This is a genomic window from Polynucleobacter necessarius, assembly GCF_900095215.1.
Taxonomy (GTDB): domain Bacteria; phylum Pseudomonadota; class Gammaproteobacteria; order Burkholderiales; family Burkholderiaceae; genus Polynucleobacter; species Polynucleobacter necessarius_H.
In genome coordinates, this window is record NZ_LT606949.1 from 850,753 (window position 1) to 864,998 (window position 14,246).

General features: G+C 46.1%; 15 protein-coding genes, 2 tRNA genes and 3 pseudogenes. 6 read left to right on the plus strand and 14 right to left on the minus strand.

Annotated features, from left to right (window positions below):
* Positions 1-77 precede the first annotated feature (77 nt).
* Positions 78-179 (minus strand): hypothetical protein, encoded by a 102-nt coding sequence (locus tag DXE35_RS11210; protein ID WP_331851954.1) that lies wholly within the window; start codon positions 177-179, stop codon positions 78-80.
* Between the two features lie 61 nt (positions 180-240).
* Positions 241-711: a YihY/virulence factor BrkB family protein gene (locus DXE35_RS09660; RefSeq protein ID WP_197713972.1), complete on the minus strand. Its 471-nt coding sequence runs from the start codon at positions 709-711 to the stop codon at positions 241-243.
* A gap of 242 nt (positions 712-953) precedes the next feature.
* On the opposite strand from DXE35_RS09660, the pseudogene wrbA reads away from it, so the two are divergent.
* The 3 genes and pseudogenes from wrbA to DXE35_RS04665 all read left to right on the plus strand — a co-directional run bounded on the left by wrbA (position 954) and on the right by DXE35_RS04665 (position 2,346).
* Positions 954-1,570: pseudogene (gene wrbA / locus DXE35_RS04655) on the plus strand (NAD(P)H:quinone oxidoreductase).
* A 16-nt stretch (positions 1,571-1,586) separates the two neighbouring features.
* Complete coding sequence (locus tag DXE35_RS04660; RefSeq protein WP_114689724.1) at positions 1,587-1,985, plus strand: DUF2069 domain-containing protein; 399 nt, start codon at positions 1,587-1,589, stop codon at positions 1,983-1,985.
* 187 nt (positions 1,986-2,172) lie between these two features.
* Positions 2,173-2,346: a hypothetical protein gene (locus DXE35_RS04665; RefSeq protein WP_162784961.1), complete on the plus strand. Its 174-nt coding sequence runs from the start codon at positions 2,173-2,175 to the stop codon at positions 2,344-2,346.
* A 56-nt stretch (positions 2,347-2,402) separates the two neighbouring features.
* On the opposite strand, the pseudogene DXE35_RS04670 reads toward DXE35_RS04665, so the two are convergent.
* The 6 genes and pseudogenes from DXE35_RS04670 to DXE35_RS04695 all read right to left on the minus strand — a co-directional run bounded on the left by DXE35_RS04670 (position 2,403) and on the right by DXE35_RS04695 (position 4,957).
* A pseudogene (locus tag DXE35_RS04670) lies at positions 2,403-3,308 on the minus strand (alpha/beta hydrolase).
* Between the two features lie 52 nt (positions 3,309-3,360).
* Positions 3,361-3,621 carry an EF-hand domain-containing protein gene (locus tag DXE35_RS04675; protein ID WP_114689726.1) on the minus strand — a complete coding sequence of 87 codons (261 nt, stop codon included), beginning with the start codon at positions 3,619-3,621 and terminating at the stop codon, positions 3,361-3,363.
* 9 nt (positions 3,622-3,630) lie between these two features.
* Positions 3,631-4,365, minus strand: coding sequence for a DUF3313 domain-containing protein (locus tag DXE35_RS04680; RefSeq protein ID WP_231970015.1), 735 nt, complete (start codon positions 4,363-4,365; stop codon positions 3,631-3,633).
* Between the two features lie 12 nt (positions 4,366-4,377).
* Positions 4,378-4,509, minus strand: a complete 132-nt coding sequence (locus tag DXE35_RS10965) for a hypothetical protein (RefSeq protein ID WP_269459863.1) — start codon at positions 4,507-4,509, stop codon at positions 4,378-4,380.
* 260 nt (positions 4,510-4,769) lie between these two features.
* A tRNA-Arg gene (locus tag DXE35_RS04690) sits at positions 4,770-4,846 on the minus strand.
* A 34-nt stretch (positions 4,847-4,880) separates the two neighbouring features.
* Positions 4,881-4,957, minus strand: a tRNA-Pro gene (locus tag DXE35_RS04695).
* A 496-nt stretch (positions 4,958-5,453) separates the two neighbouring features.
* Between DXE35_RS04695 and DXE35_RS09665 the strand changes: the two genes are divergently transcribed.
* Together DXE35_RS09665 and DXE35_RS10415 are read left to right on the plus strand one after the other, a co-directional pair.
* Positions 5,454-6,569, plus strand: coding sequence for a TonB-dependent receptor plug domain-containing protein (locus DXE35_RS09665; protein WP_197713973.1), 1,116 nt, complete (start codon positions 5,454-5,456; stop codon positions 6,567-6,569).
* A gap of 7 nt (positions 6,570-6,576) precedes the next feature.
* Positions 6,577-7,326, plus strand: a pseudogene (locus DXE35_RS10415) (TonB-dependent receptor domain-containing protein).
* A gap of 219 nt (positions 7,327-7,545) precedes the next feature.
* Here DXE35_RS10415 and glmM read toward each other — a convergent pair.
* From glmM to DXE35_RS04725, 4 genes are all read right to left on the minus strand, one after another.
* Positions 7,546-8,889 (minus strand): phosphoglucosamine mutase, encoded by a 1,344-nt coding sequence (gene glmM / locus DXE35_RS04710; protein WP_114690379.1) that lies wholly within the window; start codon positions 8,887-8,889, stop codon positions 7,546-7,548.
* 17 nt (positions 8,890-8,906) lie between these two features.
* Positions 8,907-9,782 carry a dihydropteroate synthase gene (folP, locus tag DXE35_RS04715; protein ID WP_114689729.1) on the minus strand — a complete coding sequence of 292 codons (876 nt, stop codon included), beginning with the start codon at positions 9,780-9,782 and terminating at the stop codon, positions 8,907-8,909.
* Positions 9,783-9,806: 24 nt separating this feature from the next.
* Entirely contained in the window at positions 9,807-11,684 is a 1,878-nt protein-coding gene (ftsH, locus tag DXE35_RS04720) for an ATP-dependent zinc metalloprotease FtsH (RefSeq protein ID WP_174220941.1), read from the minus strand.
* Positions 11,685-11,828: 144 nt separating this feature from the next.
* Positions 11,829-12,503 carry an RlmE family RNA methyltransferase gene (locus tag DXE35_RS04725; RefSeq protein WP_114689731.1) on the minus strand — a complete coding sequence of 225 codons (675 nt, stop codon included), beginning with the start codon at positions 12,501-12,503 and terminating at the stop codon, positions 11,829-11,831.
* Between the two features lie 126 nt (positions 12,504-12,629).
* On the opposite strand from DXE35_RS04725, the gene DXE35_RS11215 reads away from it, so the two are divergent.
* Positions 12,630-13,256, plus strand: a complete 627-nt coding sequence (locus DXE35_RS11215) for a YhbY family RNA-binding protein (protein ID WP_114689732.1) — start codon at positions 12,630-12,632, stop codon at positions 13,254-13,256.
* A gap of 24 nt (positions 13,257-13,280) precedes the next feature.
* Here DXE35_RS11215 and DXE35_RS04735 read toward each other — a convergent pair whose 3' ends face one another.
* Complete coding sequence (locus DXE35_RS04735) at positions 13,281-13,754, minus strand: DUF4149 domain-containing protein (RefSeq protein WP_114689733.1); 474 nt, start codon at positions 13,752-13,754, stop codon at positions 13,281-13,283.
* The gene (gene greA, locus DXE35_RS04740) at positions 13,754-14,230 is read right to left on the minus strand and encodes a transcription elongation factor GreA (RefSeq protein WP_114689734.1); all 477 of its coding nucleotides are present in this window, start codon (positions 14,228-14,230) and stop codon (positions 13,754-13,756) included. Before greA ends, DXE35_RS04735 begins: the two co-directional genes overlap by 1 nt.
* Positions 14,231-14,246: the final 16 nt, after the last annotated feature.

Below are 14,246 nucleotides of genomic sequence, written 5' to 3' on the forward strand. Positions count from 1 at the left end.
AGTCTCCGAAAACGGTGCTTGCTATAACCTCAATATAGACTCAAGACCCATTTGAATCAAGAGCTGAGATACCAGTTTTAGTAATGCATAACCCTAATGAAGCCATTCCGAATATCAGGCAAATTGGCTATCAATACCGCACCCGTTAAGGTGATCCACCAGGTCATATAGATCCACATGAGACCAAGCGGGAAGATGGCAAAAGCGCCATAAACCGTCTTATAAAAAAGGCGGTATGGCTCAAAAAAAAATGGCAAAGCCAAATTTCATCAACTCAAAAGCGAGGGCCGCTACAAAAGCGCCAGTAAAGGCGTCGCGCCACAAAATCTTGGCATAGGGAAGAATTTTGTAAACAACTGCGTAAACCAGAATGGCTAGGCAGACAGGAGCTATTGTGGCTACCAATTGAAAACCAACAGATATTGCGCTGATCCAACCCTCGGATGCACTAAATAAAACACCGCTCAGGTAAATCCAAAAGCCCAGGAGTATTGGCACCAAAACTGTAGCCGCGCCGTATATGGCGATTTTTTTATATAAAGGACGACTCTGGGTGACTTTGAATATTTGATTAAAAGCACCCTCAATCACCGCCAAGGTCATGATTGTTGTAATAATTAAGCCAGCTAAACCAACATAGGCCAGACCCCTCGCCTGATAAGAAAATTGATCTAAGTAAATGAATACTTGCTGGTTTACTCCTCCGGGCAATATAGGTATCTAAAATCCAGACTTTAAAAGCATTTTTAATTTGAATAACGCTGGGTAAATACCAAATCAAGATTGTGGCTATGGTGACCATGGGAACCACCGATAATGTCGTTGTACAGGCTAGACTGGCTGTGGTTTTTTTAAATTTTGGCCACGATTACGCTCCCAGATCTCTTTTTCCAAGAGAGAGCCATAATTGGGGGTTACGAATAATGCGCATCGCCGTATCATAAGAGATCACCATGAGCCAACCTGCAATTTTAGTTTTGTACTACTCCAGCTATGGCGCGACCAAGGCCTTGGCGCGCCTAATTGCCGAAGGGATCGAAAGCGTTCCTGGGGTAAGCGCTCGACTAAGAACGGTGCCGGCAATATCAACCGTTTGTGAAGCTACAGAAGGCTCCATCCCTCAAGAGGGCGCACCGTATGTGGAATATTCCGACTTACGAGAATGTATTGGACTGGCCTTAGGCTCGACAACACGATTTGGCAATATGGCGGCACCCATGAAGTACTTTTGGGATGACAGCTCTTCCGAGTGGCTCAACGGCGCTTTTAAGAGGCAAACCAGCCTGTGTTTTTACTAGTACAGGTAGCATGCATCATGCATAGCGGACAAGAGAGCACCCTCTTAACAATGATGATCCCACTTCTACACCGCGGCATGTTATTGATGGGTATCCCCTATAGCGAACCTGATTTGATGTCATCCAATACTGGTGGCATCCATTATGGCGCTACCCATCTCGCCCATGCTGATGGACGAGCGCCTATCAGCCCAGAGGAACAACGTTTAGCCAAAGCTCAAGGAAAACGCCTTGCTGAGAGCGCCTTACTGCTACACCTCAATAAACAGTAAGGCATTCAAGCTCATCGTGATTAAAAATATTCTCAATAAGAACCCCTATCAACTGATCGCTACGGCCGCATTTATCGATTTATTTATTCTCTGTGTGCGTTGGGAATGGTTTCTTTCGCCCTTGCGACCCTGTGGATCTTGGTTAATTCTCAAAGGAATTCCTCTGTTATTTGCCATTCCCGGCCTCTGGAAGGGCAAGGTTTACACCATGCAATGGGCATCCATGTTGATCTTGTTGTATGTAACAGAAGGCCTAGTTCGCATTCTGGAAACGGGGCTCAACTTTTGGCTTGCGCTTCTTGAGACCATACTCGCAACAGTTGGATTTGTTTGTCTACTCATTTATCTGAAGCCCATTAAAAAAGAGGCAAAAGACTTGAAGAGAAAACTTCAATCAGAGCGCTCTGGGAAGTAGTCATGCCGGATTTTGTGGCGGCACAATTCCTGATAAAGCCATTGAAAGGCTCTAGACGCAGAAAATACCCCTCATTACCCTGAAGCGCTATCGATTGAAGAAAAACGAAGCTTTTTGTGAAATATTTTGTAATTCATGTCATCTTGAGGCGTTTTTCGTGCGTTGTATGGCCATGGAGGTGACAAATATGTCAACAAGACTCAAACGTTGGGCCCGCGCAAACTTGTCCAAAAGGACGCCTGAGGTCGCTATTGGCTATCTGGATAGCCAATATCGCGATATTGCTTGGCGCTATATTCGCATCCTGGGCTTTGAGCGCACCAGCAGCTTCATGGCGAGCAATAATTTTCATCCAGAGTAAGAATTCAATCCATAAATAACTGATTTATTTGGGGATTTTTGTTTTATATGCTCAATCTAGATGTTCTTTCCAAAGAATGCTCTTGATTCAGCCAATAAAAGACCTGGAATCTCCTCTGGAATGTAATGTCCGCTCGGAACAGGCTTTCCAGCGATTTCTGAAGCAGCCACCCGCCTACAGTCCTCCACAGGCTGATAGCACTGATTTACTAACCCATGCGCGCCCCAAAGCACCATTAAGGGCATCTGAAATAGCTTGCCGGATGTACGATCTTCCCGATCATGAATTAAATAAATAGAGGCAGCAGCTCGGTAGTCCTCGCACATCGTATGCAGGCTTTCCGGATTGCTGGCGCCTGCTAGATATTCCATCCATCTATCCGGGGAGAATATTCCTGTTCCCGCATGTCGTCCCATATGATTTTTGAGCCAATACTCTGGATTAGCCCCAATTATTGTTTCAGGAACTGGCTCGGGCTGAATCAAGAAAAACCAATGCCAATAGCCCTTGGCAAAAGCCATTGTTGTACTTTCATACATTGCCAATGTTGGAGAAATGTCCAGAATCATTAAACACAGAACGCTTTGTGGAAAATCCATGGCCAACCTGTGGGATACACGTCCACCTCGATCATGACCAAGCAAGAAGAACTACTCGTATCCCAATGCCTTCATTAATGCGTGCTGGTCAGCTGCAATTGATCTTTTGGAATAGGTTGAGTGATCTGCTTTGCCATACGGCTTTGATGAAGCGCCATACCCCCTTAGATCAGATGCAATCACTGTAAAGTCTTTCGCCAATTCAGGAGCAACCTGACTCCAAATTGCTTTGGTTTCCGGGAAGCCATGAAGCAACAATAAAGGTGATCCGCTACCGCCAATCAGATAAGCAATATCAATAGAACCATCATCAGATGGGATAGTAACTTTATTTTCTTTAAAGCCAGGAAAAGAAACGGACATGATTTACCCAATAAAAAAGAGCCTCTTTGCAGAGGCTCTTAAAGTTTTAGCATTACTTACTGGCCATCGCCTGAATTTCAGCAACAGTGACATACCCTTTGTTGCCTGAGTCAATATAACTAAAGTTACTGTAAATGCGGGGCATGCAACCCTTTGCCTCATCTAAAGTGAGTTTGCCATCTTGATTGGCATCGCACTTGGCAAAACGCTCAGCAATTGCTTGATTGCGTGATGAATCAGCTTGAGCAGTCAAAGGCAAACCGATCGCAATGCTTGCAGTCAGGATAAAAAATGATTTGATTACAAAATTCATGGTCGAGACTTATTTGCGAGTTGGCATAGGGTTTGCTGAAGTTTCCATGGCAGATCGAACCACTTTCTTAGCCATCGCAATAAAGGAGTCTGCAGAGCCAAAATTGGTTCTGAATGATTCACCTTGAACGGTAATCAAGCCCTCGCCCAACAATTGCTTTGATTGGCTATCAGTGATTTTGCTATCCACCAAAAGAGCGGGGATTTTAGAGTTCACGCCACCTGCATAAGCAGCCGCATTCATCGCCAAACCAATTGGCGTGAAATTCCATGGCTGCAAACTATCTGCTGAGCTTTCAGCACCAGTAATGCCAACAGATACACGAGCAACCCCAGGTCCTGGGTGAGTAACAATCCGAATATTCCCGCGCGAATTTACCGCCTCCACCATGGATGCCTGCAATGCAGCCGTAGCTTTATTAATAACATCTAAACTAACTTCTTTGGTGGCACTTTGATTTAAGTAAATTGGATCCAAAATCACTGCTGTATATGCGCCTGGGTTTACACTTGAAACACGATATCTCCAAACTCGAGTATCTGTTTCATTTGTTGCCATTGGAACTAAAAGATTGTAGTCAGGCAAGAATCCCGACTGAGGCATTGGCTGCGTTGCCAATTTAGGTGCATTGCTACAAGCAGTTAAAGCAACTGCGGCTACAAAAGAAGCGAGTGCTACATTTATTTTTTCATGCTGGGTCCAAGGTGAGTAAATTGCGTTATGAATTCTAATAAAGCACATCATACCTATTTCAATTTAATCTGGGGCTGGGCAAGGCAATGCGCTGCCAGTCTTTTGGTGAACCTGTGGTTTGCAATCAAATTGCCGCCCCGCTACTTCGCCCGATTGAGCAGATTTGTTCACTTCCGGCGCTTTTGCTGAAGCCAAACCAAACTCCCTGTAAAAAGCCTTATCCGTGCCCTGGCATGGCATTAATGCACCCGATTTTGAGTTCGATACATCTTTACACCGAGGGTTTGCATCAAGCCGAGCCTCTAATTTAGCGGTAGAGCAAGCTGATAACAAAACAGTGCAAAACAGTAAGAATCTAGATAGGCGAGTTTTCAGTGGGCCATTCTAAGGCGTGGTAGTCTGGGAAACAGACTAATTAGCTGCTTTTTGGGACATGCCGAGAAAATGAGAAGAAGTGGCCTGCCCAGCACGATTCGAACGTGCGACCTACGCCTTAGAAGGGCGTTGCTCTATCCAGCTGAGCTATAGGCAGCGTGTACTGGGACTGAATTAAGACTAAAAGAAAGTGGTCGGAGTACAAGGATTCGAACCTTGGACCCCCTGCTCCCAAAGCAGGTGCGCTACCAGGCTGCGCTACACTCCGACGCAATCAATATTCTACACCGAGAGGCCCATTAGAGGCAAATCCTGTAATATTCGTCCCATGTCTGCCTATTTTTCGAGCAAATTCAAAAAGCAATTTCAAGCTGCATTTGGCGCGATCTTGCTAGTATTTTGCTTGCTTGGCACGCATTGTACCGGCCTTTCTCATAGCATCTCTCATGCTGGCTTTCAAAGCCAAACGCTGGAGGCTGGCGGAGCAAGCAATGCTGATAATAGCTTTACCCACAGCCTAGAAGTTTGCCATTGATTTGACGCGCTTTCATTAGCCGGATTTATTCCAAGCACACAAAACGATATTTCAGCAATTCATCTAAGCTTGTTAGATCAATATAATGTCGATCTTGCATTTTTAAGAAGTCCAAACAATAGCGCTTATCAATCACGCGCTCCACCTTCCTTAATCCTTTAAAACATTAGCGCAGTATTGCGCACCATCGTTTTCATTAATCACCATAGTCTGGTGAGCTTGGATGAATATGAATTACCACTTTAAACTATTTTCTTACACTCATTTATTTGCTTTAACTCTGCTCTTATTGACGAGTCCAGCAAGGTCACAAACTCAAGCTGAGTCATTACCTCAATTGGATGTGACTGGTGTGCGAGAGAGCGGACAGGGCTTCCTATCTCCCAATAAAGTTTTAGCTGGAGATGAGCTCCAAAACAAATTATCGGGAACACTAGGCGCAACGTTAGCGAATGAAGTAGGTGTCGCCGCTACCGGCTATGGCGCCGGCACCTCAAGGCCAGTGCTTCGCGGCTTGGAGGGTGCGCGTGTACAAATCCTGCAGAATGGCCTGTCTGTAGGAGATGTTTCCAGCATTTCACCGGATCACGCTGTCGCTAGTCCTATGCAAAACACCCATCAAATTGAGATTTTGCGAGGCGCCTCCGCCCTACTTTATGGCTCTGGTTCAAGTGGTGGTTTAGTGAACGTTGTAAATGATCGCATTGTGACAAGCATGCCAGATGAAATATCAGGCGCAATGAATACAAGCTATGAAACTGTCAATCAAGGCAAGACGGTCAATATCGAGCTTGACGCACCAGCCGGCCCTCTGGCTTTACATTTCGATGCATCAATCAGCAATTCAAATAACTATCGCATTCCTGGATTTGCCGAACAAGGCGGTCCTAATGCGAACTGGGCCATTAATCCCGGAGAGCCAGTTAATATCCCCTACAGCGGCAAACTCCCCTTCTCCTTTAGCAATCAAAATAGTTTGGGACTAGGAGCTAGTTATGTGCGCACAGATGGCTATACCGGCATATCCTTAGAGCGCATGAATCATAGCTACGGAATTTCCACTCCCGATTGTGGATTTATTGAGCAGTCGCAAAATCGATATGATTTCGCCCACCAGACAAACGATCCTTTTGCAGGATTTAGCTCAGTCAAAATTAGCGCGGCCAATACTAATTACCAACATACCGAATTTACCAACAATGGAGTTGCCTCAACCCAATGGAATAACACCGCAACAGAAGCTAGGTTGGAACTAGCTCACAAAGAGTTTCTGGGATCAAAAGGAATTTATTGGCACTCAAATCACAGGCGCAACCCTGAACGCAACCGATTTATCAACCAATAGCTATGCCATTGTTCCGCAGACCAAGGCCAACTCGACCGCGCTCTTCTTGGTTGAAGAAGGAAGGTATGGACCGGTCAAAACCAGCATAGGAGCGCGTTATAACTATGCCACTCAAAACCCAACTTCAGGAACACAGTTTCCGAGTGCAGCTAGCCAGGATTTCGTACCAAATTCTTATAATCCGCCATTACTACAAAGTCGACAATTTAATCTGGTGTCTTACTCTGTTGGTGGGCTTCTGGATATTGCCAAAGGCTATGGCCTGGGTCTTGCATACACAGTTTCGCAAAGAGCACCTTCCGCCCAAGAGCTTTACTCTTATGGACCCCATGACTCAACGGCGACATTTGATATTGGCAATTCCAACTGAGGAAGAGAAACTTCTCATAATCTAGAGCTAAGTTTTCAAAAGACGCTTGGAATTATCCGTAGCAAGGCTAGCATTTATAACAATCAATTTAGCAATTTCATATACGGTTACTACACGGGCTCATACAGCAAGGCGAATGAAAACTTTTCAGTTGTCCAAGCATCACAAGCCAATGCCTCAATACAGGGTGCGGAAGGCGAGCTGAGTTATAACTGGAATGAAACCGGTATTGGTACTCGAGTATTTGGAGATGTGTCGCGCGGAACATTTGCATCAGGGGGCAACCTTCCATTACAGCCCGCTCCTCGCCTAGGAGCGGAATTAGGATATCAACTCAATGGCTGGCAGGCGGGCGCTACTTCTACAGCTACCAGCAAAATAAATTAGCCAGTTGGGAAATCGGACCAACGCCAAGCTATAACCTGGTCAATGCCAACCTCTCCTACACAGAACGCATTGGAAAAGTGAATTGGAGCGGCTATTTAATGTTAAAAAATCTCCTAAATGAGGAGATGCGCTATACGACTTCTCAAATGGCTGTGAGGCTATATGCGCCCCAGCCTGGCAGAAGTTTATTGGTGGGAGTGAGAGCTGCGTTCTAAGTGTCTATGCGGTAGGTATTAAATCGGCAATACTCTTTGCAGCGCTCATTGAGACTTCACCGTCTTGTGTCTCAACCATGACTCGCAACAAAGGCTCGGTTCCCGAGGAGCGAATCAGAACCCTACCAACACCTTTAAGCTCACTTTCAACTTGAGCAATTTTCTTCGTTAACTTTTCATCTAACTTCCACTCATAGCCGGGTTTAAATTTCACATTTAAGAGCACCTGAGGAAACAGAGTTACCGCATCCAACAATTGCGCAAGAGTCTTTTTAGACTGACTCATCACAGCTAATATTTGCAAGGCGGCAATAGTGCCATCACCCGTAGAGTGGCGATCCAGACAGAGTAAATGTCCAGAACCTTCCCCGCCTACATCCCAACCATTCTTTTTAAGAAGCTCCAAAACATAACGGTCACCAACGTTTGCGCGCTCAAAGCTGATGCCCAGTGCTTTTATGGCGTTTTCAACGGCAAAGTTCGTCATCAATGTACCTACGACACCACCAATGTTCAGGACACGATCCACGCGATCTTTGGCCAGCACATAAAGCAACTCATCACCATTAAATAATCTGCCAGTAGCATCGACCATTTGCAGGCGGTCAGCATCGCCATCCAAGGCAATGCCAATATCCGCCTTGACCTCTTGGACCTTTGCAATCAAAGCATCAAGAGCGGTTGCTCCACAGCCATCATTAATATTACGACCATCAGGGTGCACGCCAATAGAAATCACTTCCGCACCCAGCTCATGAAATACATGCGGCGCGGTGTGATATGCGGCACCATTCGCGCAATCTACAACAATCTTCAGACCCTTAAGATTAAGACTGCCTGGAGCTGTAGATTTACAAAATTCAATGTATCTACCAGCAGCGTCATCCAACCGATAGGCCTTCCCCAAATCTTTTGAACTTACGCACCCTATTGGGTCTTCCAATTCTTTTTCAATAGCCAATTCAAAATCATCAGAAAACTTATCGCCATCCGCGGAAAAGAATTTGATACCGTTATCTTGATATGGATTATGAGAGGCGGAGATAACCAATCCAGCGGAGAGACGGAGTGCTCTTGTGAGATAAGCCACACCAGGCGTTGGAATGGGCCCACATAACATGACGTCAACGCCAGCGGCAGCAAAGCCAGCCTCTAAAGATGCCTCTAGCAAATAGCCCGAAACGCGGGTATCTTTGCCAATTAATATTTGGCAACGCTCTCCTGGTTTGGCAGCGCGAGACAATACGTTGCCAGCCGCATAACCTAAGCGAGTCATAAATTCCGGGACGATTGGAAATTTTCCAACCTCACCACGAATTCCGTCAGTACCAAAGTATTGTTTTTTCATGCTTTTCATTATAAAACTTAGACCGATCCCATTGTTTCAATAGCCTCGCAGAGCTTTAGGGCATCAACCGTCTCAGCAACGTCATGGACTCGGACAATTTTGGCGCCACGATCTGCGGCCATAACGGCTTCGGCTATGCTGGGAGCAACTCGCTCATTAGTGTCTTTGCCGGTAATTTTCCCGATCATCGATTTTCGGGAGATGCCAGCCAATACCGGAAACCCTAGAGAAGAAAAATCTGCAAAGTTTCTGAGCATGTTGGGGTTATGCTCCAAGCTCTTTCCAAAACTAAATCCCAGATCAATGGCGATACGTTCAATGGCGCTCCCCATGGAAATCAATAGATCAGCACGCTCTTTTAGAAATTGATTTACTTCTGCAATAACATTCTTGTATTCAGGATTAAATTGCATACTCACGGGATCGCGTTGCATATGCATTAATACAATGCCACAGTTGTGACTTTCTGAAACGGAATGTACAGAGCCCATCTGTCTCAATGCCCACATATCATTTACGCAATCTACGCCAGCAAGTAAAGCCCGGCGCATTGTTTCTGATTTATAGGTATCAATGGAAAGCGGAACGCCGCAATTTTTGAGCCCCTCAATCACTGGGCGCACCCTATCCAACTCTTCTTGAAGCCGTACCGGATCTGCCCCCGGTCTTGTAGATTCTCCGCCAATATCAATAAGATCAACACCATCGGCAATCATCACCTCTGCCCTGGCGATAGCATCCTTCGCGGTGCTGAATTTTCCGCAATCAGAGAATGAATCGGGAGTCGCATTGCGAATGCCCATCACGATTGGGCGCTTACGTTTTGTGAAATCAAAAAGAAAACGCCCAAAACGCCAAGTTGTGGACCTCTCTTGCTGACCTTGATAACGCATCAACGATCGAACTTATTGCTTTACTTATGCGGTAGCGGGAGCGCTACCAGCTGCCGGGCCAGGCGTCCCAGCGGAATTGCCAAACTGAGTTGCTGGCGGCGGTTTTGGCGCACGTGGTGGGCGACCTTCCATGATGTCGTTGATTTGCTCGGCATCAATAGTTTCCCACTCTAGTAAAGCAGCAACCATTGCCTCAACCTTGTCGCGATTTTGCTCCAATATTGATCTTGCCAGCGCATACTGACTATCAATCAAAGTGCGAATTTCCGCATCTACTTTTTGTTGAGTCAACTCAGAAACAGTTTTAGTGCTGTTGCGCCCAAACATGCTTTCAGGTTCTGTATCGACATACACCATGATGCCCAAGCTATCACTCATGCCATAGCGAGTTACCATATCGCGAGCCATCTTCGTGGCACGTTCAAAGTCATTGGATGCGCCAGTACTCATGGAATGCATGAAGACTTCTTCTGCCGCACGACCACCAAATAAGATTGCCAACTCTCCCAACATGCGATCTTTATATAGATTCACACGATCAAATTCCGGTAATTGCCAAGTCACACCTAACGCCATGCCGCGCGGCATGATTGTCACTTTATGAACAGGGTCCGCTTTTGGCAGCACCTTAGCGACAACCGCATGTCCAGACTCGTGATAAGCCGTATTGCGACGCTCTTCTTCGCGCATTACCGCAGACTTACGCTCAGGGCCCATGTAGATCTTATCTTTAGCATCTTCAAAGTCTTTCATATCAACGGAGCGCTTGTTGCGACGAGCGGCGAACAAAGCCGCTTCATTTACTAGGTTTGCTAAATCAGCGCCAGAGAATCCAGGAGTACCACGAGCCAAGACCGCAGCATTCACATCTGGATCAATGGGAACCTTACGTATGTGAACTTGCAGAATCTGTTCACGACCACGAATATCAGGCAAACCAACATGAACCTGACGGTCAAATCGACCCGGTCTGAGCAATGCCTTATCCAATACATCGGAACGGTTTGTTGCGGCGACCACGATCACGCCACTATTGCTTTCAAAGCCATCCATTTCAACCAGCATTTGGTTTAAGGTCTGTTCGCGCTCATCATTACCGCCGCCCATACCAGCGCCACGATGACGGCCAACCGCATCGATCTCATCGATAAAAATGATGCAAGGGGAATTCTTTTTGGCATTCTCAAACATGTCTCGAACACGTGAAGCGCCAACACCTACAAACATTTCCACAAAATCAGAGCCGGAGATGGAGAAGAAAGGAACTTTAGCTTCGCCCGCAATCGCACGCGCTAAAAGGGTCTTACCGGTACCCGGAGGACCAACAAGTAAAACGCCATGAGGTATGCGACCGCCTAGTTTTTGAAACTTTTGTGAATCCTTTAAGAAGTCTACTAATTCAAACACCTCTTCTTTAGCTTCATCGCATCCAGCAACGTCTGCGAAGGTTACGGTATTGCTATTCTCATCAATTAAGCGCGCTTTAGATTTACCAAAGGAGAATGCGCCGCCTTTGCCGCCACCTTGCATTTGGCGCATCATGAAAAACCAAAAGCCAATAATCAATAGCGTTGGTCCAAGATAGTACAAAGCTGAAACCAGCATATTAGGCTCGTCTTCCGCTTTGCCAGTCACTTGAACGCCATACTTCATCAAATCACCGACCATCCAGATATCGCCTGGAGAAATAATCGAATACCTATTGCCGTCAGCAGGCGTAACCTGCAATGTGCGCCCTTGAACATCGACACGCTTTACTTTTCCTGCTTTCGCGTCATCCATGAATTGGGAATAGGTAACCTGATTCTGGTCCTTGGGCTTATCAAACTGTTTAAAAACAGTAAAAAGCACCAAGCCCACAATGAGCCACACACCGATTTTTTGGAACATATTGCTGTTCAAAATGAGTCCTTTTCTGGATTGGTCCAGGAGTTAAAGCGAATCGCTACCAAAGTATTTGATTCTACTACCACCCTGTTTCAAGAGCTAATGGCGTATTTATTTAATAAACCCCTATAAAACGGGGTTATTGATGGCATTTAAGATCTATTTCGGCGGTTTTAGGTTTCGCCCCAGAAGAAATATCTCCGCAGAGCGTGCTCGGGATGCCTTTGGCTTTCTAGAGACAACCGTTTTGAAGACCTTTTTAAAAGACTCAACAATCTGGCTATAGCCGCTGCCGTTAAAGCACTTTATTAACAATGCGCCTTCGGGCTTTAGATGTGCGACAGCAAAATCGAGTGCAATTTCCGCCAAAAAGGCCATTCTGGCTGCATCAGATACACCAACACCCGATAAGTTTGGGGCCATGTCTGACAATACCAAGTCCACTTTGCCTTCCGCATCCTTAGGCAGCAAAGCCTCCAATGCGGCAAGCCCCTCATCCTCACGGACATCGCCTTGAATAAAACTAACATCCGCAATAGCTTCCATAGGCAAAATATCAATAGCGATGATTTGCCCGTCTGGTTTTCCTGACTCTATCTTGGGATTGCTTTTGCCTAGCTCCGTTAAACGGTTGCGAGCGTACTGAGACCAGCTTCCCGGGGCGCTCCCAAGGTCAACAATAGTCATGCCTGCTTTGATGAGGTGATCCTGCCCGTCAATTTCACTGAGCTTATAAGCCGCCCTTGCACGATAGTCCTCTTTCTGAGCCATCTTCACATAGGGATCAGTTAAATGATCCTGCAACCAACTTTTATTCAATTTATTCTTTGCCACAACTTACCAACTTTCAACTAGCATTTTCTTGGTTTCTGCCGCCTAAAGCAAAAGGAATTAAAGGAAAATCGCTACATTCACTCTAATGTGACGGATTTTGACAATGAATGCTCTATCATCAAGCCCATGACTTCTCTGATTCTTACCCCCGCACAACGCAAATCTCTTAAAGCTGACGCACATGACTTAAGTCCTGTTGTTATGGTCGGCGGAGATGGCTTAACTCCAGCCGTAGTTAAAGAGGCGAAGCTAGCTATTAATCACCATGGCTTAATCAAGATCCACGTTTTTGGTGATGATCGTAAAGTTCGCGTCGCAATTTATGAAGAGCTATGCGATACATTAGATGCGGCACCAGTTCAGCATATCGGTAAATTGCTTGTACTCTGGAAACCAAAGGACGCTGTTGAAGAAGCGTTCAGTAATCTTGTGCGCTCAAGCAAGCAAACCAAAAAATCCTTACAAGCGCCGCGCACAAAACGTCAGCCTAATCGCGCAGCCCCCAAAGCTGGAGTACGCACAAGCACTTCCGAGCGCTCAGACCGCCGTTCTGCCTCTAACGCATCTCCATTTGCGCGCGCTGCAGCCGTTAAGTCTGCAACACCCAAGAAAAGGGTTGTGCGTTCAGAGGCCGCTGAGTCAAAAATTGGCTGGTCCTCCCCTGGCTACAGAAAAGCTGCTGCAGCACCAGCACCGATTAAGAAACGCAAAGTCAGCATGAGTAGCACCAAAAATAAATCATTGGGCTCTTGATTAAAGATCTCAAACAAAACGCCGCTAGTCGGCGTTTTTTGTTGCGTGCCACACCAGCACCAGACCCAATAATGATTGGATCATAAATAACACATTAGAGACTCCATGAAGTCGACAAAATAAATTCGCATTACTTGATTCTCGTACCGATAAACCCAAGTACAAGGCCTGATCTCTTAAGGAATTCATCCACGGTATGAGAATAAATGCAGCACCAACAGTACAAGTCAACATCCCAAGCAATAGCCAGCGTGCAATACGAAACTGAGAGTTGCCAAGTCGAACCAAGTGGTTAGCCATCACCATCAGTATCACGCTAATGAGAACGCCAATGTAGGCAGTTGATTTGAATAGGGATGCCGCAATCATTCCTGAAACCTGTCTGTCGCCAAAGCTGGAAAAAAGAACTGGCACCACTAAAAATCCAATAGAAATCAAGCTACCAACCCAGAGACCTGACATCAGGCGAAAGATTCTCTGGGTCTGCTGTTGATGCATTAGACGTAACGCACAGCCAAGATTTCTACCTCTCGATTTCCACCAGAGGCCTGGACTCCCACAACATCGCCCTCTTCTTTGCTGATTAAGGCACGGGCAATTGGTGAGCTAATAGAGATTTTGTTTGAAGCAATATCAGCCTCATCATCGCCGACGATTTGATAGGTGAACTTAGTGCCATCTTCAAGATCTTCGAGATCCACGGTGGCGCCAAATACCACTCGGCCAGTCACATCAAGTGATGCAGGATCAATAATTTGAGCGGCCGAGAGCTTACCTTCTAGCTCTTGAATGCGCCCTTCAATAAAGCCTTGCTTTTCTTTGGCGGCATCATATTCAGCATTCTCAGAAAGATCGCCTTGAGCGCGAGCCTCGGCAATTGCATTAATCACTGCAGGACGTTCAACGTGCTTAAGGCGCTGCAACTCCTCTTTGAGGAGTTCCGCACCACGCTTAGTAATCGGAATTGTGCTCATACAACCAACCTAACTT

Bases quoted from the DNA above. Each gene is read 5' to 3' on its own strand.
- DXE35_RS11210 (WP_331851954.1), bottom strand. From the start codon at position 179: ATGTGGATCTATATGACCTGGTGGATCACCTTAACGGGTGCGGTATTG.
- DXE35_RS04665 (WP_162784961.1), top strand. From the start codon at position 2,173: ATGTCAACAAGACTCAAACGTTGGGCCCGCGCAAACTTGTCCAAAAGG.
- DXE35_RS04675 (WP_114689726.1), bottom strand. From the start codon at position 3,621: ATGAATTTTGTAATCAAATCATTTTTTATCCTGACTGCAAGCATTGCG.
- DXE35_RS04680 (WP_231970015.1), bottom strand. From the start codon at position 4,365: ATGATGTGCTTTATTAGAATTCATAACGCAATTTACTCACCTTGGACC.
- DXE35_RS09665 (WP_197713973.1), top strand. From the start codon at position 5,454: ATGAATTACCACTTTAAACTATTTTCTTACACTCATTTATTTGCTTTA.
- glmM (WP_114690379.1), bottom strand. From the start codon at position 8,889: ATGAAAAAACAATACTTTGGTACTGACGGAATTCGTGGTGAGGTTGGA.
- folP (WP_114689729.1), bottom strand. From the start codon at position 9,782: ATGCGTTATCAAGGTCAGCAAGAGAGGTCCACAACTTGGCGTTTTGGG.
- DXE35_RS11215 (WP_114689732.1), top strand. From the start codon at position 12,630: ATGACTTCTCTGATTCTTACCCCCGCACAACGCAAATCTCTTAAAGCT.
- DXE35_RS04735 (WP_114689733.1), bottom strand. From the start codon at position 13,754: ATGCATCAACAGCAGACCCAGAGAATCTTTCGCCTGATGTCAGGTCTC.
- greA (WP_114689734.1), bottom strand. From the start codon at position 14,230: ATGAGCACAATTCCGATTACTAAGCGTGGTGCGGAACTCCTCAAAGAG.